Below are 25641 nucleotides of genomic sequence, written 5' to 3' on the forward strand. Positions count from 1 at the left end.
AAGCGTGTGCTCATGCGCTAACGACAGTCCTGGTTCAATCCATCTCCTGGCACACCGCTACAGCTTAGCGAACTACGCTGCACAGGCGCTTTGAGCCAGCTCTGGATCAGCTCGGCTACTCAAACCAAAACGCCGCTGCCATCGGCAGCGGCGTTTAAGCAATGCAGGCCTGAACTTATACGGTAAAAGTCGCTTCCTGTTGGCCGGTCTTCAAATCGCCAGAGCGTACCAGCTCGTCAGTGACACGGTCGATGGCGCGCTTGGCGCGGCCAATCATCTCGTCCACTTCACCACGATTGATGGTCAGCGGCGGCGCAAAGCCGAGGATGTCGCCCTGGGGCATGGCGCGGGCAATCAGGTTCTCTTCCATGGCCGCCGCCGCGACGCGCGGGCCGACTTTCAGCATGGGGTCGAAGTGCAGACGCTGTTTGGCATCCGGCGAAAACTCCAACGCCGCCATCAAGCCAACGCCACGTACGTCGCCCAGCAGCGGGTGACCTTCGAAGGCTGCTTTCAGCTGCTGCTGGAAGTAAGCGCCGGTTTCTGCCGCGTTGCCCACCAGGTTCTCGCGCTCGATGATATCCAGATTGGCAAGGCCTGCGGCACAGCCCAAGGCGTGGCCGGAGTAGGTCCAGCCGTGGCCGATGGGGCCGAATTCGCCGGTGCCCTGCTCCAGCACTTTCCACACCTTGTCGCCAACGATCACACCTGAAAGAGGCTGATAGGCGCTGGTCAGGCCTTTGGCGATGGTGATCAGGTCAGGCTTCATGTTGTAGTGGTGGCTGCCGAAGTCGGAGCCGGTACGGCCAAAGCCACACACCACTTCGTCGGCAATCAGCAATACATCGTACTTGTCCAGCACCGGCTGAATCGCTTCCCAGTAGCCTTCCGGCGGCGGCACGATGCCCCCGGTGCCCAGCACCGGCTCACCGATGAAGGCCGCGACGGTCTCAGGGCCTTCCTCCAGAATCATGGCTTCCAGCTTGTCCGCGCAGTAGGCAGAAAATTCGAGCTCGGTCATGCCGTGCTGCTCGGCGGCGCGCAGGTAGTAGTGCGGCGCTTCGGTATGGCGAATGGTATCGATGGGCAGGTCGAAGTGGTCGTGGAACGCCTTCAGGCCAGTCAGCGAGCCAGACGCAATGCCTGAGCCATGGTAACCGCGCATGCGCGAGATGACCTTTTTCTTCTGCGGGCGGCCCAGCACGTTGTTGTAGTAACGCACGATCTTGAGCTGGGTTTCGTTGGCATCAGAGCCCGACATGCCGTAGTAGACCTTGGACATGTTGAGGCCTGCGATTTTCAGCACACGCTCGGAAAGCTCGATTTGCGGCTCGTTGGAGTGGCCCACGTAGGTGTGATAGTAGGAAAGTTCCAGCGCCTGCTTGTAAATCGCTTCCGCCACTTCGGTGCGACCATAGCCGATGTTGACGCAGTAAAGACCCGCAAAACCATCGATGAACTCGCGGCCATCCTTGTCCACGATGTGGATGCCTTTACCGCCGGTAATCACGCGGCCCGGCGCATCGCCATGGGCAAAATCACGCAGATGGGTAGAGGCGTGGAAGGTGACTTTGCGGTCGCGTTCAATCAGATCCTGATGCAAGCTCATAATGCTCTCTCTGTACGATAAACCTCCCCGATCAGCGGGGCGGCACTTAAAATATTGCGGGCTGAACGGCTGGTTAAGCACACGCGAACACGCTGTAAACCCGTCCCTGGGCGCTCGGCTTTTTCATCCCTGAAAAAGACGGTTCGCTTAGTGCTTAACCAGCCTCGACTGCGACACTATCCGCGCTAGCTCCCCGATACCGATCCCAGCGCGCCCAGGCAGTAGTACTTCGTTTCCAGATACTCATCGATCCCCGTCGCGCCACCTTCACGGCCAAGGCCGGACTGTTTGACGCCGCCGAAAGGCACGGGCGGCCCGGTCATTTTCACCGAGTTGACGCTCACCATGCCGTACTCCAATGCACGCATCAGCTTCCAGATGCGGCGTATATCATGGGTGTAGATATACGCGGCCAGGCCGTACTCGGTGTCGTTGGCCATTTCGATGACTTCGTCGTCGCTACTATAAGCGGTAATGCCGGCCACCGGGGCAAAGTTCTCTTCCCGCCATACCTTCATTTTTGGCGTCACACCGGTCAGCAGTACCGGCATGAAGAAGTTGTCGCCCGGCGCTTGGCTTTGGTCACCCGCGATCAGGGTGGCCCCTTTAGAGATGGCATCGTCCACAATCGCAGCCGCTTTTTCGACCGCTTGGCGGTGAATCAGAGGACCAAGATCCACTTCGCCGTGCAGGCCGTTGCCTACGGTGAGTGCCGCCATGCGCTCGGTGAACCGGGCAACGAACTCATCGTGAATGGATTCGTGTACCAGAATACGATTCGCGGCAAGGCAATCCTGCCCGGAGGTTTGGAACTTCGCGGCCACGGCGGCGTAGGCCGCTTCTTTGGGGTCCATATCCGGCCCGACGATAAAGGGGGCGTTGCCGCCCAGCTCCAGCGAAAGCCGCTTTACGGTGTTGGCGCTCTGCTCGATGAGCAAGCGGCCAACACGGGTGGAACCAGTGAATGAAAGCGCCCGGATGCGCGGCTCTCCGCACAGAATTTTCGAGACTTCCGCAGGCTCGCCCAGCACGACGTTGAAGATACCTTCTGGAATGCCCGCACGCTCGGCGAGTTCAGCCAGCGCCAGCGCCGAAAATGGCGTTTCGTTGGCCGGTTTCACAATCACCGGGCAGCCAGCCGCCAGCGCAGCGGCGGCTTTACGTGTGATCATCGCCAGCGGGAAGTTCCAGGGCGTGATCATCGCCGCAATGCCCACCGGCTCCTTGATGGTGCCGAGCGATGCGTTGGGAATGTGGCTGGGAATGGTCTCGCCGTAGGTGCGCTTGCCCTCCTCCGCGAACCAGCGCACGAAGCTGGCGCCATACTCGACCTCGCCACGGGCATCCGGCAGCGGCTTACCCTGCTCGAGCGTCATGATGGTGGCCAAGTCTTCGCGGTTGGCCTGAATCAGGTCGTACCACGCCAGCAGGCGCTCGTAGCGCTCATCGGCGCGCAGCGCCCGCCAGTGAACGAATGCCGCTTCGGCGGCATCCACTGCGGCGGTAATTTGTTCGGCTTCCAGCAGGGGAATATGGCCGATGACGTCACCCGTCGCGGGGTCAACCACCGCTTCCTCACGGCCGCCCTCTCCATGGACCCACTTGCCGTTCACATACGCGTACTGGCGAAACAGGCGCGGATCTTCCAGGCGTTTTACTAGCGTGGCCGATAGTATGGTCATGGCACCTCCCCTTCCTGAACAGCATGGTCAGCCAGGCAGGTCCGCCCGGCTATCGAATGCCTTCAGGTTAACGGAGAGTGGCCACGAAGTGTTTTTGAAAGCGACCGGCAAACCCTGCGCTTTTTTTGCAAAATGCGGCGTGAGCGTGGTTTTTTTCGGCAGCGCGGCTACTGGGCGCTGTCGATATCGATTCCGATGGGCGCTTGCTTGACGGTTTTGGTGACGATATAGGTGAAATAGCGTTCGATCCCCGCCTCCGATATCAGCCACTTGTCCATCAGCCGCTGGTAGCTGTCGATGGTGCGGGCCTCGAACTTCACCAGGTAATCAACGCCACCGCCCACGGCCACACATTCGGTGACCTCGGGGGTAGCCATCACGAGTGCTTCAAAACGGGCAAAGCTTTCGGCGTTGTGCTGTTTGAGCTCGATCTGCACCCACACAGGGTTGCGCGGCACCAATACCTCCGCGTTGATGCGTGCCGTGTAGCCTTCGATCACGCCCGCCTTCTCCAGGCGCTTCACCCGCTCCCAACAGGGGCTGACCGAGAGATTGATCGCCTCGGCCAGCTTCGACTTGGTGATTCGCCCGTCCCGGGAGAGGATATCGAGGATTTTTAAATCATAGCGATCCAGTTTCATCATGCTGGGGGCTACACCTCCAGGCGTTCGACAACATCGGCAACCACCGCCAGGGTGTCGCCCATATTGATCAGCGAAGGGGCTCGGCGCGCCATCAGAATACCGTCGCGCTCGGCCTGGTACGCCACCGGCGATGATCCGCTGCGGGTCATGTCATAAACGTAGGCAATGGTCTGGCCCTTCTTCACTTCGTCGCCCAGTGCCACCAGCAGCTCCAACACGCCGGCGTGCTGGCTCTGCACGTAGCAGCTGGCATCCGGCATATCCAGGTACATCTGCCCGCCTTCGGGCATCTCCACGTTGCCTTCTACCAAACCGTAATGAATCAGGAAGTTGCGCACGCCGCGCTCGGCAATGGCGATGCTTTGCGGGGTGGAGGTACCGCCGCCGCCAAGCTCGGTGGCCACGAATACTTTGCCCTGACGTTCGCAGGCGGTATCGAACAGCTTTTCGGCGTCCAGCTCGAACATCACCATGGCATAAGGCGCACCGAAGGCCTTGGCGCCTTCCAGCGCCGCCTGCTGCTGGTGTTTGTCATCCAGTACGTGAGACGCACCAAACGGCAGGATATCCAGCGTGCGGCCCCCAGAGTGCAGGTCGAGCACGACATCACTCATGGGCACCAGCACCCGGGTGAAGTAGTCGGCAATTTGTGAGGTCACCGTGCCGTTAGGGTCGCCGGGAAAGCTGCGGTTCAGGTTGCCTTTGTCCATCGGTGAGGTGCGCTTGCCAGCCATCACCGCCGGGGAGTTCATGCAGGGCACGATGATCACACGGCCAGTCACCTCCTCGGCCTTGAGCGCCGAGGAGAGCTTGAGCAGCGACGTTATGCCTTCGTACTCGTCACCATGGTTGCCCCCCGTCAACAGGGCCGTGGGGCCTTCGCCGTTCTTCACCACGGTCACGGGAATCATCACCGCCCCCCAGGCGGATTCATCGGTGGAGATCGGCAGCTTCAAGAAGCCGTGCTGCACGCCGTCGGCGTCGAAGTCGACGGTGGCAGAGATGGGGCTGGGCCGCAGTGAGTTCGGTTGAAGCGTCATGGTGAATCCTTTTTATTGAACGTGCGGCTATTTCACGAACAGCTGGCGGGGGAAGTTTGCCAGCGTTTCGCAGCCGTCTTCGGTAATCAGTATGCTTTCGGTAATTTCCAGCCCCCAGTCATCGACCCACAGGCCCGGCATGAAGTGAAAGGTCATGCCCGGCTGCAGGATCGTCTCGTCCGAGGGGCGCAGGCTCATGGTGCGCTCGCCCCAGTCGGGGGGGTAAGAGATGCCAATCGGGTAGCCACAGCGCGCGCCACCGCGGTCAAAACCATACTTGTCCATGGCCGCCCCCAGCGCCATGGCGATGTCGGCCGTGCGATTGCCGGGCTTGGCAACGGCCAAGCCGTTTTCGATGCCTTCCAGCAAGGCCGATTCGGCGCGGATGAAGTCGGTGGGCGGCGTGCCGAGGAACACAGTGCGCGACATGGGCGCATGGTAGCGCTTGAACACCCCGGCAATTTCGAAGAAGGTGCCTTCACCACTGCGGAACGGCGTATCGTCCCAGGTCAGGTGTGGCGCCGCTGCATCCTTGCCCGTAGGCAGCATGGGCACGATGGCCGGGTAATCACCGCCAAACACCTTGCCGTTTTCGTCGATGAACCCTTCGATGCCCACGCGATAGATTTCAGACACCAGCTTGCTCTTGGGCAACCCCGGCTCGATCACTTCCAGAATGCGCGAGTGCATGCCTTCGACAATCCTGGCGGCGACCCGCATATAGGCAATTTCCTGGGGAGACTTGATCGCCCGGCACCAGTTCACCAGCGCATTGGCATCCATGAAGTGCGCGTGGGGAAGCTCCTTGAGCAGGCTTTGGTAAGCCTTGGCAGAAAAGTAGTAGTTGTCCATTTCCATGCCCACCACGCCGGTGTGCCAGCCACGATCGGGCATGATCGACTGCGCCAGATACTCCATCGGGTGCATGTCGGGGTTCTGGACGTAGTAATCCGGGTAATAGGTGATGTTATCGGGGTGAATCCAGCAGGTGCGCAGCGCGCCATTGGCATCCATCCGGCGACCAAACCACACCGGCTCACCCTCCAACCCCACCAGCACGCACTGGTGCACATAAAATGACCAGCCGTCGTAGCCGGTCAGCCACGCCATGTTGGAAGGGTCGCTGACGATCAACACATCGATGCCGCGACCGGCCATTTCAGCACGCACTTTCCATAAACGGCTGGCGTACTCTTCACGGGTGAAAGGCAGGGAAACCTCTGTCATCGGGCAACTCGCCAATAAAAGATCACTTAGAACCAGCGCCCGCGGTAAGTCGCGGCACTGGGCCACAGGATCGACCTGGTCACCGCCGCTGCTGGCCCGCCAATGTCGCCTTGCCCCGATACTAGCACCCCTCCTTGGTCAGCGGTCAAAGCCTTTATGGCAAAAATTGCTAGACCGTTAACATCGCTTCTAGCGAGGCGTTGACCGCGAAGCGACGCGCCTCGCATGGGTTGCGGTCTTCGGGTTCTCTCGCTCATGATAAAGCTTCCCCCAGAAGCCGCAGCTAAGGAGCCTTCATGAAAATTGTCGTCCATATCGACAATGCCGCACAGTGGCAGGCCGCTATTGCCGACGCATTGCCCCAGGCCACGGTATTGACCAGCGACGCCCCGGCCAGCGAGCGGCTCGACGCTGATTACCTGGCCGTCTGGAAGGCACCGGCCCATTTGCTGCAGGAGCAAACGCACCTGAAGGGCATCATCAATCTCGGGGCAGGCGTCGACCACTTGCTCAATACGCCGGGCCTTCCTGACGGCGTGCCCATCGTCAAACTGCGCGACGCGGGCATGAGCGAACTGATGGCCGACTACGTACTATACGGCGTGCTGCACTTCTACCGCAGCATGGACCGCTATCGCCAACAGCAGACCCACGCCCAGTGGACGCCGCAGCCAGTCGCCGGCAAGGCCGACTGGCCGGTGGGCGTGCTGGGGCTCGGGGCCATTGGTGGCTATGTGGCCAGTGCACTGCAGCAGGCAGGGTTTCCGGTTTGGGGATGGAGCCGCTCTGCCAAACAGATCAGCGGGGTACGCTGCCTGCACGGTGACGAGGGCCTGGACCAGCTGTTAAGCAAGGTGCAGAGCGTCGTGACCATCCTGCCCGATACCCCGGCCACTCGGCATATCCTGAACGCCGCCCGGCTGGCGCAACTTCCGCCAGGGGCAAGTGTGATCAACCCAGGGCGCGGTAGTTTGATCGACGAACAAGCCCTGTTGAAAGCCCTTGGCACGGAACAGCAGCCAGGCCACCTGCGCGGTGCGCTGCTGGACGTCTTCCACGAAGAGCCGCTGCCTGCCAACCACCCACTGTGGCAGCACCCCAGGGTGATCGTGACGCCGCATATGGCGGCCCCGACCCCGTTGAATGACGCCATCGATCAGGTCATCTCCTATCTGCATGCCTTCGATGCCGGTGAACCTCTCGCCACCGTCAACCCTGAGGCGGGCTACTGACGCCCACTGCTCGGCACGTTATACTTTGCCAAGTGCTATCGTTTGCTGAGAACGGGCCAGCGACGCTGGGGAACCAAGGGCTGAGTCAAGGGCTCTGAGGATCATATATTCAATGGAGGAATGGCCTTTGCGTCATATTAACGTCACTGCGGCTCGCCGCTGGCTGAGCATTGCCGTGGGTGCCCTGAGTATGTCTGGCATGACAGCCGCCGTCGCAGAGCAGCCCGTCGAGGATGCTGCTTGGGCTGCCCCGCAGCCGTTCGAAGCTCAGTACCGGCTGGAGATTCGTGGTTGGCCGGGCGCGACCATCACCCATACGCTATCCAACGAAGGCCTGCACTGGCTCAGCGACATGAGCTTTTCCGTGGCCGTGGCACGCGGCCAAGAGCGTAGCCGCTTTGCGGTGGACGATGACGCCACTCGCTCGCTGCTCTATAACAGCAGCTACTCGCTGTTTGGCGTGGGCGACAGCTACCAGTTGAACGAAGCCGATATCCACTCGCTGGACCGCCAGACGGCCCTGTTCGACCTTTCACGGCGGGTCGGCCATGAAGACTGCACCCAAGAAGCACCTTGCGATATCTCGTTCGTGGACCACCGAGGTCGAGACGAGCACTTCCAGTACTACCTGAATCCCCCGGCCAGCGTCAGCGTCCCCGCTGGGGAGTTCGACGCCAAGCCGGTTACCCTGGTGGATGCCGACAAACCCGACCGTCACCTGGTGATCAATTTTCACCCTGACTGGCCCGGGCTGATCCTTTCTGCGGAGTATCAAAAGGAAGGCCGTCGCCAGACCACCATCACCATGACACGCTTCACGCCTGACGAGGGTAATGAACGCTAGATGCTCTCAGGCTTATTGATCGTATTGTTGCCGCTGTTTCTGGGCTATCTGGTTCGCGTTCGCTCCACGGCGTGGCTGAATCTCATCAACCGAGCCGTCAGTGGCTCGGTGTACTTGATACTGCTGTTCATGGGAGTGAGCCTGGCGGGGCTTGAAAATCTGGGTAGCCAGCTGTCTCGCCTCGGGGGTAACGCCCTGCTGCTTTTCAGTATCACCACCCTCTTCAATCTTGCCGCCCTCTGGTGGCTGTCCAGACGCGTACGCCTGAGCGCGGGGAGCTCTCCCGTGGTCAAGGACGCCCCCACCAGCAAACTGGCGGCCATGGGCGGCTCGCTGATGCTCGTCGCCGTGGTGGCAGGTGGCGTGGCGCTGGGGCTGCTGCTCGGCCCCACGCTGGGAGAAGCGCTATTTACCATGGCGGACTGGCTGGCAGAGTGGGTGCTCTACGTGCTGCTGGTGTTGATTGGTTGCCAACTGCGTAATTCGGGCATGCCGCTCAAACAGATTCTGCTCAATCGCCTGGGGCTCGCCATTGCGGTCACCCTGGCGCTCAGCTCGCTGTTGGCAGGCTTGGCCGCCGCCCCCTTGCTCTCATTGCGCTGGAACGAAGGCTTGGCCATGGCCTCCGGATTTGGCTGGTATTCGCTGTCGGCCATTCTGATTGGCGACCAGCTCGGCCCGCTGATGGGCGGCGTGGCGTTCTTCAACGACCTGACCCGCGAGCTGCTGGCATTCATACTGATTCCGCTGGTCATCCATCGCCACACCGCGCTGGCGATTGGCTATGGCGGGGCCACCTCCATGGACTTCACCCTGCCCGTGATTCAGCAGCATGGCGGCGTGGCCTGTGTGCCCATTGCCGTGGTCAGCGGCTTTATCCTCTCGCTACTCTCCCCGCCGCTGATTCTGTTCTTTCTTTCGCTGTCGGGTTAGCGTGAGCGGGCGCTCCTTGGGTAGGATACGCAGCTAGCGTATTGCTTCGATCATCAAGGACGCCCACCCACCATGCTCAACGGAATCTGGTTAAGCTTTTTCATTGCCGCCTTTGCGGCATCGCTCTGGCAATGGCTGGTGGGTGGCGACAGCGAGGTGTTTGCCCGCCTGGTGCAGTCGCTGTTCGATATGGCAAGGGTCAGCGTCGATATCATTCTGGTGCTGCTGGGCACCATGACGCTGTGGCTGGGATTTCTGGCCATTGCTGAAAAGGCGGGGTTAATCCGCCTGCTGGGGCGAGTGCTCGACCCGCTGTTCTGCCGCTTGATGCCCGAAGTGCCCCGCGGCCACCCGGCCATGGGGCTGATCAGCATGAACTTTGCCGCCAACATTCTGGGCCTGGATAACGCTGCGACGCCCATTGGCATCAAGGCGATGCACTCGCTGCAAACCCTGAACCCCAGCCGCGATACCGCCAGCAATGCGCAAATCCTGTTTCTGGTACTGAATACCTCGTCGCTGACCCTGCTGCCCGTCACGATTTTCATGTACCGCGCCCAGCAAGGGGCGGCAGAGCCGACGCTGGTGTTCCTGCCGATTCTGCTGGCGACCAGTGCGTCCAGCCTCGCCGGGCTGCTGGCGGTGGCCATCATGCAGCGTCTGAAGCTTTGGCAACCGGTGGTGCTGGGGTACTTGCTGGCCGCTGCGCTGGCCCTGGGGCTTTTGATCACCACGCTGGCGGGGATGTCGGCTCAAGCGCTGGCCGCCGCTTCCACGCTGGTTGGCAACCTCACGCTGTTCAGCATTGTGATCATGTTCCTGGTCGTGGGCGCGCTGCGCGGCGTGAAGGTGTATGACGCCTTTATCGAAGGTGCCAAAGAAGGCCTGAGCTTTACCATCACCCTGCTGCCCTATCTGGTGGCCATGCTGGTGGCCGTCGGGGTGCTGCGCGCCAGCGGCGTGCTGGATGCCGGGCTTGGCGGCATTCGCTGGCTGGTAGAGGGCATCGGCTGGGATACCCGCTTTGTGGATGCGCTACCCACCGCCTTTGTGAAACCGCTCTCCGGCAGCGGCTCCCGCGCCATGATGATCGAGACCATGAACACCTTTGGTGTCGATAGCTTCCCAGGGCTACTGGCGGCCACGTTTCAGGGCAGTACTGAAACCACCTTTTATGTGTTGGCGGTCTACTTTGGCGCCGTGGGCATTAGCCGCATTCGTCATGGGCTGGGATGCGCCCTGGTCGCCGATGTAGCAGGCATCACCACCGCCATTCTGGTGTGTTACTGGTTCTTTGGGTGACTGCTCCCCGCCCTAAGCGCTGACGCGCCACGGGCGAGGCTTCCCACTTCTCAGGCAGCTGCCGACGATGTGCCGGACTTACGCAAGCCTCCATGGGCAGAGACGGACAGCCCTTCCGCCTTCAACTGTATGATGCCTTGATGCTTGATGCTCAGCGCGGCGTTGATGTCTCGGTCGTGGTGCGTGTGGCAGGAGGGGCACTCCCATGACCGGACACTCAACGGCATGGCGCCCACCTTGTGGTGGCAGATATGGCAGGTTTTGGAGCTGGCAAACCACGGGTCGATCTTGACCAGATGCTTGCCCTGCTCCCTGGCCTTGTAATCCAGCTTGGTCACCAAGGCATGCCAGGACGCATCGCCGATGTGCTTGGCTAGCCTGGCGTTTTTCATCATGTTGCGGACCTTCAGCGTCTCGACGATCATCGCTTGGTTGTCGTCAACGAGCTGTCGAGAGAGCTTGTGCTGGAAGTCGTTGCGGGCGTTGGCAACCCGCTCGTGAGCCTTGGCAACGAGTAATCGTGCCTTGGCTCGGCGGGCGCTGCCCTTCTTCGTGCGGGACAGCGCCTGCTGCTTGCGCTTGAGGTTCTTCTGCGCCTGCTTGAGGAAGCGCGGATTGGCGACCTTGCGGCCGGTGGAGTCAATGGCCAGATGCGACAGCCCCATATCGAGGCCCACGACCTTAGCGGCGTCAACGTCCTTCAGCGGTGCCGGGGCAGCCTGCTCAGTGTCAAACAGCAACGAGGCGTAGTGCTTGCCGGTGACGGTACGGGTCAGGGTGATGCTTTTCAGCCTGCCCTCGACCTGGCGATGCATCCTGGCCTTGATCGGCCCGAGCTTGGGCACCTTGATCCAGTTGTCGCCGACCTTGACGCCGACGCAGTGATAGCTGGACTGCTTGCCCCGCTTGCTCTTGAAGCGCGGATAGCCGGCCTTCTGCTTGGGGTCGAAGAAGCGCTGGAAGGCCTGATCAAGGTTGATGCAAGACTGCTGGAGCGCCATGGAATCCGCCTCTTTCAGCCAGCCGTACTTGCGCGATTTCTTGGCCACCGGCAGCAGCTTCTTGATGTCGTGCTTGGCGCTCAGCGACTGCCCGTGACGCTTGTAGCGATGCGACATGATGCGAAGGCCGGTGTTGTAGCAGAAACGTACCGCGCCGAACTGGCGGTTCAGGAACTCCGCCTGCTCGGTCGTGGGATAGATGCGTACCTTGGTGGCCTTCAGCATATCAGTGCTCACTGCTACAATAGCCAGAGATTAAGGGCTATAGCGAGGAATGTAAAGTGAGTGTGCATGAAAGTTATCGGCGAGGGCGACATAGCGTCACTCGGCTAGTCGTCCACCTTGTTTTTACGACGAAGTATCGGCGCAAAGTGTTCGACGGCTACATGATAGGGCAGCTCCGAGAGGCATTTGAATCAGCTTGCGAAAAACTCGACTGCCGCATCCTTGAGTTCGATGGTGAAGAAGACCATGTTCACCTGCTCGTGGAATATCCGCCAAGGCTGTCGATCAGTGTGCTGGTCAACAATTTGAAGTCCACGTCGTCCCGACGGGTGCGGTTCTTGAATGCCCATATTCCGCGCCTCAGCAAGAGCGCCGTGCTGTGGTCGAGATCGTATTTCGCTTGTAGCGCAGGCGGAGCCACTATCGAGACGCTCAAGGCTTATGTGCAGGGACAGAAGACACCAGAATAGGGCCGCTTGCGCGGCCCCCGCTTACCTCCCTGCCCGAGTGGGTGAGGGTTCACGCGGGTTTTTGCTGAATCAGCAAGCCCGTTCGCCACGAATCGCTGCGCTGAGTGCTTTGCGCAGCGCTGGCCCGGAAAGCCCACGGCCAAGCAGAACGATGAGTTTGGCCACGGCGGCTTCCAGCGTGATGTCTCCTCCAGCGATCACGCCCGCCTGATTGAGCGCCGCCCCGGTGGCGTAGGCGCCTTGAATGACCTCCCCCTGAGCGCACTGCGTGACGTTGAGCAGCGCCACGCCCCGCTCATGGGCTGCCTTCAAGGCATCGAGTAGTGCACCATCAAAGCTGGGCGGGTTCCCCACGCCGTAGCTGTGCAGCACCACACCTTTCAGCGTGTCGTCTGCCAGTAGCGCTTTTGCGCGCGTTAGCGACATGCCTGGGTGTAGCGGCAGCACCGCTACCGCCTCGTCATCGAGTTCGATGGGAGCAAAGTTGGGCTCCCCGCTGAGCAGCGCCGAGGGCTGGGGAAAGGTGATGCCAATGCCGATCTCGGCAAGCCAAGGGAAGTTGGGAGAGTCGAAGGCATCCAGACCTTGAGTACGCACCTTGCGGGCGCGGTTACCGCGCAGCAGCCGGTCATGGAAGACCAGGCTCACTTCGCAAGGTGTGGCCGGATGAGCCGCCAGCTGTAGCGCGCTGACCACGTTGTTCAGCGCGTCGCTTCTGGGCTCACCCAGCGGAATTTGAGAGCCTGTGAAGATCACCGACTTGTTCAAGGCACCGAGCATGAACGACAGCGCCGACGCGCTGTAGGCCATGGTATCGGTGCCGTGCAGGATCACGAAGGCATCGTAGACCTGCCAGTGGGCTTCCAGCGCCGCGATCAGTCGATTCCACGCCTCGGGCATCAGCTCGGCGCTGGCGATCAAAGTCGTTCAGAATGCGCAGGCCGCACTTGAACAGCAGGATCAGCGCCACGAGGTTGACCACTGCCAAGAGGCCCATGGTCACATCGGCGAAGCCAAACACGGTGCCTAGATCGGTGGTCGCGCCCCAGCACACCAGCAGTACGATCGCCACCCGGAAGGCGTTGAACAGGTTCTGGTTGTCACGGCTGAAGAAGTTCAGGCTGTTTTCGCCCAGGTAGTAGTTGTAGAGGATGGTGCTGAAGGCAAACAACAGCAGCGCCAGGCTCACGAAGGTGCGGCCCCACTCGCCCACGTGGTCTGCCAAGGCAGCCTGAGTGAGCGCGATACCTTCGACACCTGCCCCGGCGGCTGGGTCGTATACGCCGCTGAGCAGAATCAGAAACGCCGTGGCCGAGCAGATGATCACCGTATCGATGAACACCGAGAATGCCTGCACGATGCCCTGGTTGGCCGGGTGTGGCACATACGCCACGGCAGCCACGTTGGGCGCACTGCCCAGGCCCGCTTCGTTGGAGAACAGGCCACGCTTCAAGCCCATCATGATGGCAGCGCCAATCCCGCCGCCTACCAGCGGCTCAAGGCCAAAGGCACTCTTGACGATCAGCGCCATTACCGCAGGGATCTCACCCAGGTTCATGGCAATGACCAGCAGCGCCACGGCGATATAGCCCACGGCCATGAAGGGCACCAGGAATTCGGAGATGCGGGCAATCCGCTTGATGCCGCCAAAGATGATCAGCCCCACTAGCATCGCCAGCGCAATACCGCTGTACAGCACCGGTACGCCGAAGGCATCGCCAAACGAAGTGGCCACGGCGTAGGACTGCAGGGCGGTAAAGGCGAAACCAAAGGTAATCAGCAGCAGTACCGAGTAGAACGCCGCCAGCCAGCGCCACTGTTTGCCCAAGCCTTTGACGATGTAGTACGCCGGGCCACCGCGGTAAGTGCCATCACCTTCCGCCTGCTTGTAGGTTTGCGCCAGGGTGCACTCTAGAAAGCTGGTGGCCATGCCCATCAAACCGACGATCCACATCCAGAAAATCGCCCCCGGGCCGCCCAGCGTAATCGCCACGGCCACGCCGGCGATGTTACCGCCGCCCACGCGCCCCGCCACCGATAGCACCAGCGCCTGAAACGAGCTCAAGTGGCCGTGCTGATTACGCTTGAAGGCTTGGCCAGACCCCAGAATACGAAACATCTGACCAAAATAACGAAACTGTACGAAGCGGGAGGCAACGGTAAAACCGATACCAACGCCCACCAGTAATACGAGCAGGACCTTCCCCCAGAGGAGGTCGTTGAGCATATCGAGCATGGGATAGTCTCCGCATTTTTATATTGGCGTTATGGTTGTAATCGCGTCCTTGTTTGCGATTGAAAGGCGCGCAGAGTGTTGTACCAAGCCAAAAGCGGGATGACGCTTGGCGCAGCGATGCAGTTGGTTGCACTCACTGCGCCAGTGGGTGCATCACAGTGCATCAGGCGTATACAGCCCCCGCGAGATGATGACCGCTAGAGAGAATGTACCGAGCAGTCATCTGATGATGTTACTGCGATGCCCACTTGTGAAGATGCACCGATTGACGTTAAATAACATCAATATCGATGCAAGCGAGTGCACGACCAGGCAGGAGTGAACGATGCGAACCACTGTTACCATTGACGATGAGCTCTACGAGCAGGCATTGGCGTTTGCCGAGCCGGGAATGGATAAACCGTCAGACCTCTTTCGCGAGGCCATGAAGACCTATGTCCGCGTGCAAGCCGGTCGACGCCTTGCAGCCCTGGGTGGGACTGCGCCAGAGATGCCCGACATACCCCGCCGTCGCGAGGCGCCTTCAACGCAATGAACGTGCTAGTCGACACATCGGTCTGGGTGGATCATTTCAGAAAACGAAACGATGCCCTGATCGGATTGATCGAAAAAGATCTTGTGCTCAACCACCCCATGGTTTTGGCTGAGCTTGCCTGCGGGACACCTCCCTCCCCGCGCACTCAAACGCTAAAAAGTGTTGCCCTCTTGCGGCCCTGTCATCAGGCTAGTTTGTCGGAGGTGATGGACTTCATCGAACGTGAAAAGCTCTATGGCCTGGGCTGCGGCTTAGTCGACATGTGCTTACTTGCCTCAACACTTATCACGCCCGATACGCAGTTATGGACGCTAGACAAGCGTCTCGCGGATATGGCGGACAAGTTCGCTGCGGCCTACCGGGTCGCGGTACATTGAGAGCTGATCACAGTATCCGCTTGAACTGCTTAATAAAATAGCCACCATCGATCAACATTGCTGCAGGCATGGCTTCTTTTCCTTCTGCAAACGAAAAACGCCCCAGGGGTCGGCTTATCCCGAGATATGTGGGAAAGCTTACTGCCCAGGGCGTGGATAACGCTTAGCTTACGGAGTGCTTAATACATCGCCAACCCCTACATCCGTAACATCATTACCAGGGGCACGCAATGCCCGCGTTTGCCGCCCTGGCCGCGTGAAGCTTCTTGTAGCTTTCGATGAGGCGCTGGTGGCGCTCCAGCCCCTCCAACTGCATGTTGGTGGGAGTAAGGCCGTGGAAGCGCACGCTGCCATCTACCGAGCCAACCACCGCCGCCATGGTGGCTTCGCCGAACATGCGCTGGAAGTTGGGCAGGTAGTCGTCCAACGCCAGCTCGTCGTCCAGGGCAATCTCCAGCACCGCGCTCACAGCTTGATAGAACAGGCCGCGCTCGACGGTGTTGTCGTTGTACTGCAGGAACATCTGCACGCAGTCCAGCGCCTCTTCATGGCGGTCAAGCGCCAGGTAGACCAGCAGCTTCAGCTCAAGAATGGTCAGTTGCCCCCACACGGTGTTCTCGTCGAACTCGATACCGATCAGCGTGATGATATCGACGTGGTCGTCCATCTGACTCTCTTCCAGCCGCTCGACCAGGTCGGTCAGCTGTGCGTCGTCCAGGCGGTGCAGGTTGAGGATATCTTCGCGGTAATCCAGCGCCTTGTTGGTGTTGTCCCAAATCAGGTCTTCGATGGGGTACACCTCGGAGTAGCCCGGCACCAGAATGCGGCACACCGGTGCGCCCAGGTCTTCGTGTACCGCCATGTACACTTCGGCCCCCAGCTCCTCGAAAATACCGAACAGGGTCTTGGCTTCTTCCTCGTTGCTGCCAGAGAAGTCCCACTCACTGAACTCGAAGTCGGGCTTGGCACTGAAGAAGCGCCAGGAGACCACGCCCACCGAGTCGATGAAGTGCTCGACGAAGTTGTTCGGCTCGGAGACAGTCTGGGAATTGAAGGTCGGCAACGGCAGGTCGTTCAAGCCTTCGAAACTGCGCCCCTGCAGCAGCTCGGTCAGGCTGCGCTCCAGCGCCACCTCGAAGCTTGGGTGGGCACCAAAGGAAGCGAATACCCCGCCGGTACGCGGATTCATCAGCGTCACGCACATTACCGGGAACTGCCCGCCCATGGAGGCATCCTTCACCAGCACCGGGAAGCCCTGGGCTTCCAGGGCATTGATGCCCTCGACAATGCTGGGGTACTTGGCCAGTACTTCTTGCGGTACGTCGGGCAGGGTCAATTCCTGTTCGAGGATTTCCCGCTTCACCGCCCGCTCGAAAATCTCTGAAAGGCACTGCACCTGAGCCTCCACCAGCGTGTTGCCCGCGCTCATGCCATTGCTGAGGAACAGGTTTTCGATCAGGTTGGAGGGGAAATAGACCGTTTCGCCGTCGCTTTGGCGCACAAAGGGAAGCGAAACGATGCCCCGGTCTTCACGGCCCGAGTTGGTATCAATCAGGTTCGAGCCACCCAGCTCGCCTTCCGGGTTGTAAATCGCCAGGCAGTGCTCGTCGAGAATTTCGGCGGGCAGCTCGTCGTTCGGCCCCGGCTTGAACCACTTCTCATTGGGGTAGTGCACGAATTCGCTGTTCGCGATCTCTTCGCCAAAGAACTGATCGTTGTAGAAGAAGTTGCAGCTCAGACGCTCGATGAACTCGCCCAGCGCAGAGCACAGCGCGCTCTCTTTGGTCGCGCCTTTGCCGTTGGTAAAGCACATGGGGGACGCCGCATCGCGGATATGCAGCGACCACACATGGGGCACGATATTGCGCCAGGAGGCGATCTCGATCTTCATACCGAGGTTCGCCAGAATCGCGCTCATATTGGCGATGGTCTGCTCCAGCGGCAGGTCCTTGCCGGGGATAAAGGTGCTGCCTCCCTCGGGTGCCCCCATCAGCAGCGCCTGGGCGTCTTCGTCGATGTTCTCGACCACCTCGATCTGAAACTCGGGGCCGGTCTGGATGACCTTCTTCACCGTGCAGCGGTCGATGGAGCGCAGAATGCCTTCGCGATCTTTTTCCGAGATATCTTCCGGCAGCTCTACCTGAATCTTGAAGATCTGCTTGTAGCGGTTTTCCGGGTCGACGATGTTGTTTTGCGACAGGCGAATGTTCTCGGTGGGAATATTGCGCGCGTTGCAGTACACCTTGACGAAGTAGGCGGCACACATGGCCGACGACGCCAGGAAGTAGTCAAACGGGCCAGGGGCCGAGCCGTCGCCCTTGTAGCGAATCGGCTGGTCGGAAATGACCGTAAAGTCGTCGAACCTGGACTCCAGGCGGAGGTTGTCGAGATAGTTAACTTTGATTTCCATAAGCGGGCGTCCGGAGTAATGAGTGTGCCTGAGCGCCAACGCATCAGGCGAATGGCGGCCATTATCCAGTTTTTTTGCCCGCTTCGTCTTGGGCAGTCGCTTGAATCGCTCATGGCTGATGTAGCAAGAACGGCAGCGCCTCTTCCAGCAGCAGGTCAGGAATCTCTTCGGCGATATAGTGACCGCAGGGCAGCGCCTTGCCCTCTACCTGCGTCGCTACCTTGCGCCATTCAGCCAAGGCATCGAAGCAGGCTTCAATCGCACCTTCGGCACCCCACATCACGTTGATCGGACAGGTGAGCTTCACATCCGCGTCGATATCCGCCTGGTCGTGCTCCAGATCGATGGTGGCGCTGGCGCGGTAGTCGCCGCAGATGCCGGTGGCCGTACCGGGAAGCGACAGGCAGCGCTCGTACTCCGCCAGCGCTTCTGGGGCGAACGGTGCCATACCTGCACTACGGGCACCCATCACGCTTTTCAGGTACTGCGCGGGGTCGGCTTGAATCAGCATTTCCGGCAGCGGCTGAGGGCGAATCAGAAAGAACCAGTGCCAGTAGCTGCGGGCAAACGCCTCATTGGTGCCCCGGTACATGGCCAGCGTGGGGGCGATATCTAAAAGCACCATGCGCTCGATCCGCTCGGCGTAATCAACGCCTAAACGATGCGCTACCCGCGCGCCGCGGTCGTGGGCCAGTACTTTAAACCGCTCAAATCCCAGCGCGCTCATCAGTTCGGCCATATCGGCGGCCATGGTGCGCTTGGCGTAATTGAGATGCTCTGCGTCATCGTCCGGCTTGCCGCTGTCGCCGTAGCCGCGCAGGTCAGCAGCAATCACCGTGAAGTGCTGGGCAAGCGTAGCCGCCACTTTGTGCCAGATCATATGGGTCTGCGGGTGCCCGTGAAGCAGCAGCAACGCCGGGCCACTGCCCCCCATGCGGTAGGCAATATCGACGCCGTTAACGCGGCGTGTCTGTTTTTCAAACCCTTCAAACATAACGAGCTCCTCGCGGATAGATGATGCTCTTCATTCGACGACTTCTTGTAACCGCTCGATCAGAAAGTCTTTCAGCGCGACCACGGCGGGCGTGAGCGACAGCCGATGCGGGCAGACGAGATACAGCGGCGCGGGCTCGGTAGGAAACGCAGCCAACAGCGCCACCAAGCGGCCTGCGCGGAAATCCGCCTGAACATCCAGGAGAGATTTATAGGCAACGCCCTCTCCCGCCAGCGCCCAGCGGCGCACGCACTCAGCATCGTCGCTCACCCGATTGCCCTGCACGCTGATGCGCTCACTGCCGAACTGCCACTGGTCATGCACCCGCTCACCAAGATTGAAGCAGAGGCAGTTGTGCTGGCGTAGTTCATCTGGCGTGGTGGGTTCGCCGTGACGCGCGATATAGCGAGGTGCGGCGCACACCACCCGTTGGTTATCACTTTTTAGCGGCAGGGCTACCAGGCTGGAATCCTCCGGCACGCCGTAACGCAGGGCAATCTCCACTGGCTGGCGAAACAGATCGCTCACCCGATCGCTGACCCGAAGCCGCAGACGCAGCTGCGGATGCAGCGCCATAAAATGGTCCAGCCAGCCCAGCAGCACGTTGCGGCCCAGATCGGAAGGCATGGAGAGGCTGAGCTCTCCCGCGATCTCCTGGCGTTCGCGGTGCAGCTCTTTTTCCCCTTCGGCAAGGGCGCTCAATGCCGTTTTCGCATGCACTAAATAGTGCGCCCCGGCGGGTGTTAGCCGCAAGCTGCGGGTAGAGCGTACCAGTAGCCGCGTGCCCAACGCGTCTTCAAGCCGTTTGATCGCCACGCTAGCCACTGCCGGGGTAATCGCCAGCTCCCGCGCGGCGGCGGAAAGGCTGCCGTGCTCGGCGGCATAGACAAGCACGTTTAGGTCATCGGTACGCATGGAGCGATAGCGCCCTTATTTTCAAAAAAAATTGGAAACTGTTAGCTACATTAACCCTCTTTTTCATAAAACGACACCCAGGCATGATGTCGCCATTCATCATCGCTTGGAGAACGACCATGAAAGCATTCGCGTTTACCAAAAGCCTGCCGATCGACCACCCAGACGCCCTGCACGCCGTCGAGCTGCCGCTGCCCACACCCGAGCCCCACGATATTCGCGTCGCGGTCAGCGCAGTTTCCGTCAACCCGGTAGATGCCAAGGTGCGCAAAAGCGCGCTGCCCGAAGGCGGCGAGCCGCGGGTGCTGGGTTACGACGCGGTAGGCGTGGTCGATGCCGTGGGCAGTGCAGTCACTCGCTTTCAGCCGGGTGACCGGGTGTGGTACGCGGGCAGCATTGCGCGCCAAGGCTCCAATGCCGAGTACCAGCTGGTCGATGAGCGTATCGCCAGCCTGGCGCCGAAAAGTCTGTCTGACGTCCAGGCAGCGGCTCTCCCTCTCACCGCCATTACCGCCTGGGAGCTACTGTTTGACCGCCTGGAACTGGGCCTGCGCGACACCAAAGGCAAAACATTATTAGTGGTAGGTGCTGCCGGTGGCGTTGGCTCGATTCTGATTCAGCTGGCCAAGCAGCTCACCGATATCACCGTGATTGGGACGGCCTCACGCCCGGAAAGCCAAGCCTGGGTCACGTCGCTCGGCGCCGATGCGGTGATCGACCACCGCCAACCGCTGGATGAAGCGCTCAAAGCCGCAGGCTACGAGCAAGTGGATATGGTCATCAGCCTTAACCAAACCGATCACCACTTCGAGGCGATCATCAATGCCTTGAAGCCCCAGGGCAAATTGGCACTGATCGATGACCCGGAGCTGATCGACGTGCGTAAACTCAAGCTCAAGAGCCTGTCACTGCACTGGGAGCTGATGTTCACTCGGCCTTTGTTTACTACCGAGGACATTGCCAAGCAGCACGACCTATTGAGCGAAGTTGCCGCCATGGTGGATAGCGGCCGTTTGACCACGACGCTTGGCGAGGTACTTGGCCCCATCACTGGCGACAACCTGACGCGTGCCCACGCGCTGATCGAGAGCAACCGCACCGTAGGCAAGCTGGTGCTAGCGGGGTTTTAAGCACGCGCGCCGATCATTTCAAGCCCGCTTGAGGTATCAGCCGTTGCACTCTTGGGCGCAAGGCGGCACATTAGCCGCCACCGCCCAAGAGCCCCGAGTCACACCCATGCACGATGAATTTGTGGCCAATTTACGCCTGCTGTGCAGCTACTACCCGTCGATTGCCGATGTGTGCCGCCGCCTGCCGATGAACCGAGCGCAATTCAACCGCTACTTGAGCGGGCGCTACTACCCCAGTCATGCGGCGCTCCAACGAATATGCCATTTTCTTGGCGTCACCGCAGACGACATTGGCCTCCCCCATCAGGATTTTCGCGCCCTGGTCATATCATGCGTACGCTGGTCTGTCTGGAGGAGCGCGACGGCGGCGTGGTGTATCAGCGCACCGAACGCATGCCGGTGGCCCCCGGCAAACGCCCCTGCCATAACCGCTATGTGGGGGCGGCAGTCAAACTCGCGGACCGGCTGTTCTTGATCGACCACGAAACCCTGAACGGTCACGAGATCACCCAGACCATTCTGTTTCCCAGCTTTCAAAGTCAGGTAACGCGATTGACGGGGCTGAAGATGGGCGTGGCGGACAACAGCGAGCGCATGCCCTGCTGTGTGAGAGTGGTCTATCAGCGGCTGGATGAGCAGACCAGTCTGCGCGAAGCACTCGCCCAGTGCGGGCTACTGGCACTGGGCGACCCATCCCTGGATGCGGCGCTACTGGCCGCCATTCAGAACGATATCGCCGCAGGGGAGTACCATTTTCGTGCGCGCCATTAACGTGGCGGTGGTGTCGCAGTCGCCAGCACGTGGGAAAACAGAATGGCTTCGAACTGCTCCATGGGAGCCAGTGACTTGAGCGTCTTGGCGCGCAGGATGGCGCCTTCCCACCCCGAGAGAATGAAGCTGGCCAGCGTGTCAGGTGACAACCCTTCCGGCACGCTGCCGTCTGCCTGAGCCTGGCTCAAGCACGTGACCAGGCGTTTTTCCCAGCGCTGGAAGACCACGTTGAGCGCATCGCGGAAGGTGTCGTTCTGGCCCGCCAGCTCCTGCCCCAGGTTGCCGATCAGGCAGCCCGTGGAGTGGTCACAGTCGAGCATATGCGCCCTACCTGCCGCGAAGTAGCGACGCAGACGTTCGAGAGGTGGCACGGCCGAATCTTCCATCAAGGTGGCCAGATTGGCATCGTATTGGCTGGCAAACCGCTCGATCACCGCCAGACCAAAGTCCTCTTTACTGGCAAAATAGTGGTAAAACGAACCCTTGGGTACACCGCAGGTTTTTAGAACGGCATTGATACCCGTGGCGTTATAGCCCTGCTGGGCAATCAGCTCAGCGCCGGTATCAATCAACTTATCGCGCGTGGCGGTGTTTTTCATAGCGTCATGCAGACCAGGAAGTCTATGGTTTTTCACGTCAATGATGACAGGTATCGGAAACCGCGTCAGCGTTTGGGTTGCACGCTATTTGCACAATGCTTGCCTAATCGCTGCGTAGGAATCGGTGATGCTAGCATGATCTTGCCACTTCTCGGGCATTTTTGCCTTCAGCCAATGGATACCCCCCCGGCCATGACTCCACCTCGCTCTTTTGCCTCCTCACAGCAAGGCCGCCTGGGCCTGGGTGCCCTAGCCGCCTTGCTGGTACTGGCGGGCGGCCTTGCCGTGGCCTGGTGGATCATCAGTCAGCCACCCAGGGTAGAGCGCAGGCCACCGCCGCCGCCCGTGCCCCCGGTGGTCGACGTGATGACCGTCGAGCAGCGCCTACAGTCGCCGACCCTGAGCGGCTTTGGTCGTGTCGAAGCGGAACAGTCGACGCTGCTGGCCAGCCGCGTGGCCGGGCAGCTGGAACGTTTTGCCGAAGGCGTACTGCCCGGCCGTGTGGTCGAGCAGGGAGCACCGGTGGCTTACATCGACCAGGCCGACCTGCAGCTGGCACTGGAGGATGCCCAGGCTCAACTGGCAAACGCCGAAGCCCAGCTGGCCCTGGAACAGGCCGAACAGCAGCGCGCCCGCAGTGAGTACGAGTCGTTCGGCAGGCAGCTGAGCGCCGAACGGCGTGCGCTGGTGCTGCGCGAACCCCAGCTGCGCCAGGCCCAGGCGCAGTTGACCCAGGCGCGCGTGGTCCGCGACCAGGCGGCGCTAAACCTGGAACGAGCCACCCTCACGGCGCCCTGGCGCGCCATGGTTCAGGAGCGCCTGGTGGGGGCTGGCAGCCTGCTGAGCCAGGGCACCGAAGTGCTCAGCCTGGTAGGTGTCGAGCAGTTCTGGGTACGCGCTTCGCTGCCCGGCGATACGTTGGCCTGGCTGGAGAGTGGCGGTCGCGTCACGCTCACCAGCCAGGGCTGGCCCGATCAGGCCGAACGGGAGGGCGAACTGCTCTCCGTGCTGCCCAACCTGGAAGAGAACGGCCTGCAGGCCCAGCTGCTGATTGCCGTGAACGACCCACTGGCCCTGAATCATGAGGGTCCCGCCCTGCGGCTGGGCGACGTCATGCGGCTCACCTTCCACACCCGCGCCCAGGAGCCGCTGATCAGGCTACCCTCTGCCGCGCTTCGCCCCGGCGAGCAGGTCTGGTGGGTGGACGACGACAACCGCTTACGCAGTACCCGCGTCACTCTCGCTTATCGCGGCCAGGATGACGTACTGATCCGGGAGGGCCTGGAAGCGGGCCAGCGCGTGGTCGTTGCAGGCCTGGCGCAGCCCCGCGAGGGGCAGGAAGTTCGCCTGCGCCAACGTGGCGACACCCCGGCACGTGATCAGGAGAGCGCTCAATGATGCGTAAAGGCCCGTTGGCGTGGATGGTGGATCACGGCGTTGCCCCCAACTTGATGATGGTGCTGTTCATCGTGGGCGGCCTGATGGCCTCGATGGCCATCAAGAAAGAGGTCTTTCCGGAGTTCGAAACGGAAATCGTCCAGGTCTCCATCAGCTACCCAGGCGCCACCCCAGAAGATATCGAGCAAAGCCTGCTGCTGCCCATGGAAGCCGCCATCGCCAACGTGGAAGGCATCGACGAGATGACCGCCAGCGCCAGCGAAGGCAGCGGCGTGGTCAGCGCAACGCTGATCGACGGCGTGGATGTGATGCGCGCCTACCAGGACATTCAACAGGCCGTAAATGCCATTACCACCCTGCCCGCCGCTGCCGACCCGCCCCGCATTACCCTGGCAGGCCGCTCGCGCAGCGTCGTCAGCCTGCAGGTGTACGGCAGGGTGGGCCAAGAAGCCCTGCACGACGCCGCCGAGAACGTGCGGGCCGAGTTACAGGCCACCAGCGGCATCTCCCGGGCGGAGCTCTCCGGCAACCGGGACCGGGAAATCCAGGTGCACCTGGACGATGAAGCCATCGAGCGCTACGGGCTCGATCATCAGCAGTTGGCCAGCCGCATCGCCGCCGAAGCACTGGATCTGGCCAGCGGCCAGTTGACCACCGCCGAGGGAGAATGGCTGATCCGCTACCAAGGGCGCCGCAATAGCGCCGAAGCGTTCGCCGAGCTGCCCATTCTGACCACGGCCCAGGGCTCGCCGGTGCTGTTGCGCGACATTGCCCAGGTTAGTGAAGGCTTTGCCGAAACCGACCGAGAGGAGTTCTACAACGGCCAGCCAGGCATCTCGGTGGATGTGTACCAGATTGGCGGCCAAACCCCCACCAGCATTTCCAACGCGGTTCGCGGCGAGCTGGAACGGCTGCGCGCCAACCTGCCCGACGGCGTGAGCCTGGACATCGCCCGGGACAGCTCGGAAGTCTACGAAGACCGACTCGGTCTGCTGCTCAAGAACGCCTGGATGGGCCTGGCGCTGGTGCTGGTGCTGATGGCGCTGTTTCTCGAAGCGCGACTGGCGTTCTGGGTGACGCTGGGCATTCCCACGGCGTTTCTGGGGGCCATGCTGTTCCTGCCCTGGATTGGCGTCTCGCTCAACATGATGTCGATGTTCGCATTCATCATTGCGCTGGGCATCGTTGTCGATGACGCCATCATGGTGGGCGAGAACATCTACAGCTATCGCGAAGAGGGTTACTCGTTGCGCGATGCGGCGGTCAAGGGCGCCCAGGAAATTGCCACGCCGCTCACCTTTGCGATCCTCTCGAACATCGTGGCCTTTCTGCCCCTGCTGTTCCTGCCCGGCTTTTTAGGGCTGATCTTTGCCACGGTGCCGGTCGTGGTGATCACGGTCTTCGTGATCTCGCTGGTGGAAGCGCTGCTGATCCTGCCCGCACACCTGGCCCACGCCAGCAAACCGAGGCAAACGCCAGCCTGGCAGCGTCCTCTGGAGGCCGTGCGGCTACGCATGCAGCAGGGGCTGCACCATTTCACCTACCGGCGCTTCGAGCCCTTTCTGCAGGGTGCACTGAACCAGCGCCTGCTGACCGTCTCGCTGGGCGTGGCGCTGCTGGCGATCACCCTGGCATGGGCCATGAGCGGTCGATTGGGCTTCTCGTTGATGCCCCGGGTCGAATCCGATCAGGTGCAGGCCAGCGTCACCCTACCGATTGGCAGCCACATCAGCGTCAGCCGCGAATTGAGCCAGCAATTGCTGGACGCCGCCACGGCCCTCAGCGAGCGTGAAGAGGGGTTGAGCTTCACCAGCACCCGTAGCAGCCTGGATGGCGAAAGCCTCTCCGTACGCCTCGACATCGCTTCGGAAAGCCTGGAGAGCTGGCCACCCTCACGCATTGCCCGCGAGTGGCGTGAACTGACCGGCGACCTGCTGGGCGCGCAATCGGTCCGCTTCGAATCCGACTTTGGCGGCCCCGGCAGCGGCGCTGCGCTAAGCCTGCGGCTTTCGCACCCCAATACCCAGGTGCTGGAGGCAGCCGCCACACGATTGGCCGAACAGCTGG

The 25641-nt window shown here is 61.0% G+C and carries 22 protein-coding genes and 2 pseudogenes; 12 read left to right on the plus strand and 12 right to left on the minus strand.

All coding sequences use genetic code 11. The annotated features are described in order from the left end of the window. Nucleotides 1–175 precede the first annotated feature (175 nt). The 5 genes from B7L71_RS04205 to doeA all read right to left on the minus strand — a co-directional run bounded on the left by B7L71_RS04205 (nt 176) and on the right by doeA (nt 6202). A complete protein-coding gene (locus B7L71_RS04205; RefSeq protein ID WP_081136184.1) occupies nt 176–1609 on the minus strand; it encodes an aspartate aminotransferase family protein in 1434 nt (477 codons plus the stop codon). Nucleotides 1610–1794: 185 nt separating this feature from the next. Then, the gene (locus tag B7L71_RS04210) at nt 1795–3291 is read right to left on the minus strand and encodes an NAD-dependent succinate-semialdehyde dehydrogenase (protein ID WP_081136186.1); all 1497 of its coding nucleotides are present in this window, start codon (nt 3289–3291) and stop codon (nt 1795–1797) included. A 167-nt stretch (nt 3292–3458) separates the two neighbouring features. Next, nucleotides 3459–3935, minus strand: coding sequence for an Lrp/AsnC family transcriptional regulator (locus tag B7L71_RS04215; RefSeq protein WP_081136187.1), 477 nt, complete (start codon nt 3933–3935; stop codon nt 3459–3461). An 8-nt stretch (nt 3936–3943) separates the two neighbouring features. Further along, the gene (gene doeB / locus B7L71_RS04220) at nt 3944–4975 is read right to left on the minus strand and encodes a N(2)-acetyl-L-2,4-diaminobutanoate deacetylase DoeB (protein WP_081136189.1); all 1032 of its coding nucleotides are present in this window, start codon (nt 4973–4975) and stop codon (nt 3944–3946) included. Nucleotides 4976–5002: 27 nt separating this feature from the next. Then, nucleotides 5003–6202, minus strand: a complete 1200-nt coding sequence (gene doeA, locus B7L71_RS04225; RefSeq protein WP_081136191.1) for an ectoine hydrolase DoeA — start codon at nt 6200–6202, stop codon at nt 5003–5005. Nucleotides 6203–6498: 296 nt separating this feature from the next. On the opposite strand from doeA, the gene B7L71_RS04230 reads away from it, so the two are divergent. From B7L71_RS04230 to B7L71_RS04245, 4 genes are all read left to right on the plus strand, one after another. Then, a complete protein-coding gene (locus B7L71_RS04230; RefSeq protein ID WP_081136192.1) occupies nt 6499–7434 on the plus strand; it encodes a 2-hydroxyacid dehydrogenase in 936 nt (311 codons plus the stop codon). Between the two features lie 112 nt (nt 7435–7546). Further along, a complete protein-coding gene (locus B7L71_RS04235) occupies nt 7547–8278 on the plus strand; it encodes a hypothetical protein (protein ID WP_081136194.1) in 732 nt (243 codons plus the stop codon). After that, nucleotides 8279–9211 (plus strand): lysine exporter LysO family protein, encoded by a 933-nt coding sequence (locus B7L71_RS04240; RefSeq protein ID WP_081136195.1) that lies wholly within the window; start codon nt 8279–8281, stop codon nt 9209–9211. Nucleotides 9212–9283: 72 nt separating this feature from the next. Beyond that, the gene (locus B7L71_RS04245; RefSeq protein WP_081136197.1) at nt 9284–10513 is read left to right on the plus strand and encodes a nucleoside recognition domain-containing protein; all 1230 of its coding nucleotides are present in this window, start codon (nt 9284–9286) and stop codon (nt 10511–10513) included. 50 nt (nt 10514–10563) lie between these two features. Here the strand turns inward: B7L71_RS04245 and B7L71_RS04250 are convergent, their stop codons facing one another. After that, nucleotides 10564–11739, minus strand: a complete 1176-nt coding sequence (locus tag B7L71_RS04250) for an RNA-guided endonuclease TnpB family protein (RefSeq protein ID WP_081136199.1) — start codon at nt 11737–11739, stop codon at nt 10564–10566. A 56-nt stretch (nt 11740–11795) separates the two neighbouring features. On the opposite strand from B7L71_RS04250, the gene tnpA reads away from it, so the two are divergent. Then, nucleotides 11796–12209 (plus strand): IS200/IS605 family transposase, encoded by a 414-nt coding sequence (gene tnpA, locus B7L71_RS04255; RefSeq protein ID WP_081136200.1) that lies wholly within the window; start codon nt 11796–11798, stop codon nt 12207–12209. Between the two features lie 69 nt (nt 12210–12278). On the opposite strand, the gene B7L71_RS04260 is transcribed toward tnpA, so the two are convergent. Together B7L71_RS04260 and B7L71_RS04265 are read right to left on the minus strand one after the other, a co-directional pair. Beyond that, nucleotides 12279–13109 (minus strand): asparaginase, encoded by an 831-nt coding sequence (locus B7L71_RS04260; RefSeq protein ID WP_249273174.1) that lies wholly within the window; start codon nt 13107–13109, stop codon nt 12279–12281. 4 nt (nt 13110–13113) lie between these two features. Further along, a pseudogene (locus B7L71_RS04265) lies at nt 13114–14445 on the minus strand (alanine/glycine:cation symporter family protein); the annotation flags it as partial. Between the two features lie 325 nt (nt 14446–14770). Between B7L71_RS04265 and B7L71_RS04270 the strand changes: the two are divergent. Both B7L71_RS04270 and B7L71_RS04275 read left to right on the plus strand, forming a co-directional pair. Then, nucleotides 14771–14980 (plus strand): type II toxin-antitoxin system VapB family antitoxin, encoded by a 210-nt coding sequence (locus tag B7L71_RS04270; RefSeq protein ID WP_016916256.1) that lies wholly within the window; start codon nt 14771–14773, stop codon nt 14978–14980. Further along, nucleotides 14977–15357: a type II toxin-antitoxin system VapC family toxin gene (locus tag B7L71_RS04275; protein WP_016916255.1), complete on the plus strand. Its 381-nt coding sequence runs from the start codon at nt 14977–14979 to the stop codon at nt 15355–15357. The genes B7L71_RS04270 and B7L71_RS04275 overlap by 4 nt, the downstream gene beginning before the upstream one ends. A gap of 214 nt (nt 15358–15571) precedes the next feature. Here the strand turns inward: B7L71_RS04275 and B7L71_RS04280 are convergent, their stop codons facing one another. From B7L71_RS04280 to B7L71_RS04290, 3 genes are all read right to left on the minus strand, one after another. Next, a complete protein-coding gene (locus B7L71_RS04280) occupies nt 15572–17767 on the minus strand; it encodes an OsmC domain/YcaO domain-containing protein (RefSeq protein ID WP_081136204.1) in 2196 nt (731 codons plus the stop codon). A 109-nt stretch (nt 17768–17876) separates the two neighbouring features. Beyond that, nucleotides 17877–18761: an alpha/beta fold hydrolase gene (locus B7L71_RS04285; RefSeq protein WP_081136205.1), complete on the minus strand. Its 885-nt coding sequence runs from the start codon at nt 18759–18761 to the stop codon at nt 17877–17879. Nucleotides 18762–18791: 30 nt separating this feature from the next. Continuing rightward, the gene (locus tag B7L71_RS04290; protein ID WP_081136207.1) at nt 18792–19676 is read right to left on the minus strand and encodes a LysR family transcriptional regulator; all 885 of its coding nucleotides are present in this window, start codon (nt 19674–19676) and stop codon (nt 18792–18794) included. A gap of 119 nt (nt 19677–19795) precedes the next feature. Here B7L71_RS04290 and B7L71_RS04295 point away from each other — a divergent pair, with 119 nt between their 5' ends. The 3 genes and pseudogenes from B7L71_RS04295 (at nt 19796) to B7L71_RS04300 (ending at nt 21577) form a co-directional block, all read left to right on the plus strand. Then, nucleotides 19796–20806 carry a zinc-binding alcohol dehydrogenase family protein gene (locus B7L71_RS04295; protein WP_081136208.1) on the plus strand — a complete coding sequence of 337 codons (1011 nt, stop codon included), beginning with the start codon at nt 19796–19798 and terminating at the stop codon, nt 20804–20806. 187 nt (nt 20807–20993) lie between these two features. Next, a pseudogene (locus tag B7L71_RS17970) lies at nt 20994–21038 on the plus strand (hypothetical protein); the annotation flags it as partial. A gap of 98 nt (nt 21039–21136) precedes the next feature. Next, nucleotides 21137–21577 (plus strand): hypothetical protein, encoded by a 441-nt coding sequence (locus B7L71_RS04300; protein ID WP_249273175.1) that lies wholly within the window; start codon nt 21137–21139, stop codon nt 21575–21577. Here B7L71_RS04300 and B7L71_RS04305 read toward each other — a convergent pair. Continuing rightward, complete coding sequence (locus B7L71_RS04305) at nt 21574–22176, minus strand: TetR/AcrR family transcriptional regulator (protein ID WP_039175503.1); 603 nt, start codon at nt 22174–22176, stop codon at nt 21574–21576. The genes B7L71_RS04300 and B7L71_RS04305 overlap by 4 nt on opposite strands. Nucleotides 22177–22368: 192 nt before the next feature. Here B7L71_RS04305 and B7L71_RS04310 point away from each other — a divergent pair, with 192 nt between their 5' ends. Both B7L71_RS04310 and B7L71_RS04315 read left to right on the plus strand, forming a co-directional pair. Then, complete coding sequence (locus tag B7L71_RS04310) at nt 22369–23574, plus strand: efflux RND transporter periplasmic adaptor subunit (RefSeq protein ID WP_081136434.1); 1206 nt, start codon at nt 22369–22371, stop codon at nt 23572–23574. Then, on the plus strand, nt 23571–25641 hold a 2071-nt coding region (locus B7L71_RS04315; RefSeq protein WP_081136210.1), incomplete at its 3' end, for an efflux RND transporter permease subunit. The genes B7L71_RS04310 and B7L71_RS04315, both read left to right, overlap by 4 nt.

Origin of the sequence: Halomonas sp. BC2 (assembly GCF_002078115.1) — a bacterium.
Lineage (GTDB): Bacteria > Pseudomonadota > Gammaproteobacteria > Pseudomonadales > Halomonadaceae > Vreelandella > Vreelandella stevensii.

Excerpts from the sequence above, each read along its gene's own strand:
- B7L71_RS04240 (WP_081136195.1), top strand. The coding sequence starts at position 8,279 with ATGCTCTCAGGCTTATTGATCGTATTGTTGCCGCTGTTTCTGGGCTAT.
- B7L71_RS04245 (WP_081136197.1), top strand. The coding sequence starts at position 9,284 with ATGCTCAACGGAATCTGGTTAAGCTTTTTCATTGCCGCCTTTGCGGCA.
- B7L71_RS04310 (WP_081136434.1), top strand. The coding sequence starts at position 22,369 with ATGACTCCACCTCGCTCTTTTGCCTCCTCACAGCAAGGCCGCCTGGGC.
- B7L71_RS04260 (WP_249273174.1), bottom strand. The coding sequence starts at position 13,109 with ATGCCCGAGGCGTGGAATCGACTGATCGCGGCGCTGGAAGCCCACTGG.
- B7L71_RS04295 (WP_081136208.1), top strand. The coding sequence starts at position 19,796 with ATGAAAGCATTCGCGTTTACCAAAAGCCTGCCGATCGACCACCCAGAC.
- B7L71_RS04205 (WP_081136184.1), bottom strand. The coding sequence starts at position 1,609 with ATGAGCTTGCATCAGGATCTGATTGAACGCGACCGCAAAGTCACCTTC.
- B7L71_RS04215 (WP_081136187.1), bottom strand. The coding sequence starts at position 3,935 with ATGATGAAACTGGATCGCTATGATTTAAAAATCCTCGATATCCTCTCC.
- B7L71_RS04280 (WP_081136204.1), bottom strand. The coding sequence starts at position 17,767 with ATGGAAATCAAAGTTAACTATCTCGACAACCTCCGCCTGGAGTCCAGG.
- B7L71_RS04285 (WP_081136205.1), bottom strand. The coding sequence starts at position 18,761 with ATGTTTGAAGGGTTTGAAAAACAGACACGCCGCGTTAACGGCGTCGAT.
- B7L71_RS04230 (WP_081136192.1), top strand. The coding sequence starts at position 6,499 with ATGAAAATTGTCGTCCATATCGACAATGCCGCACAGTGGCAGGCCGCT.
- B7L71_RS04290 (WP_081136207.1), bottom strand. The coding sequence starts at position 19,676 with ATGCGTACCGATGACCTAAACGTGCTTGTCTATGCCGCCGAGCACGGC.
- B7L71_RS04300 (WP_249273175.1), top strand. The coding sequence starts at position 21,137 with ATGCGTACGCTGGTCTGTCTGGAGGAGCGCGACGGCGGCGTGGTGTAT.
- B7L71_RS04250 (WP_081136199.1), bottom strand. The coding sequence starts at position 11,739 with ATGCTGAAGGCCACCAAGGTACGCATCTATCCCACGACCGAGCAGGCG.
- doeB (WP_081136189.1), bottom strand. The coding sequence starts at position 4,975 with ATGACGCTTCAACCGAACTCACTGCGGCCCAGCCCCATCTCTGCCACC.
- B7L71_RS04305 (WP_039175503.1), bottom strand. The coding sequence starts at position 22,176 with ATGAAAAACACCGCCACGCGCGATAAGTTGATTGATACCGGCGCTGAG.
- B7L71_RS04270 (WP_016916256.1), top strand. The coding sequence starts at position 14,771 with ATGCGAACCACTGTTACCATTGACGATGAGCTCTACGAGCAGGCATTG.
- B7L71_RS04275 (WP_016916255.1), top strand. The coding sequence starts at position 14,977 with ATGAACGTGCTAGTCGACACATCGGTCTGGGTGGATCATTTCAGAAAA.
- B7L71_RS04235 (WP_081136194.1), top strand. The coding sequence starts at position 7,547 with ATGGAGGAATGGCCTTTGCGTCATATTAACGTCACTGCGGCTCGCCGC.
- doeA (WP_081136191.1), bottom strand. The coding sequence starts at position 6,202 with ATGACAGAGGTTTCCCTGCCTTTCACCCGTGAAGAGTACGCCAGCCGT.
- B7L71_RS04210 (WP_081136186.1), bottom strand. The coding sequence starts at position 3,291 with ATGACCATACTATCGGCCACGCTAGTAAAACGCCTGGAAGATCCGCGC.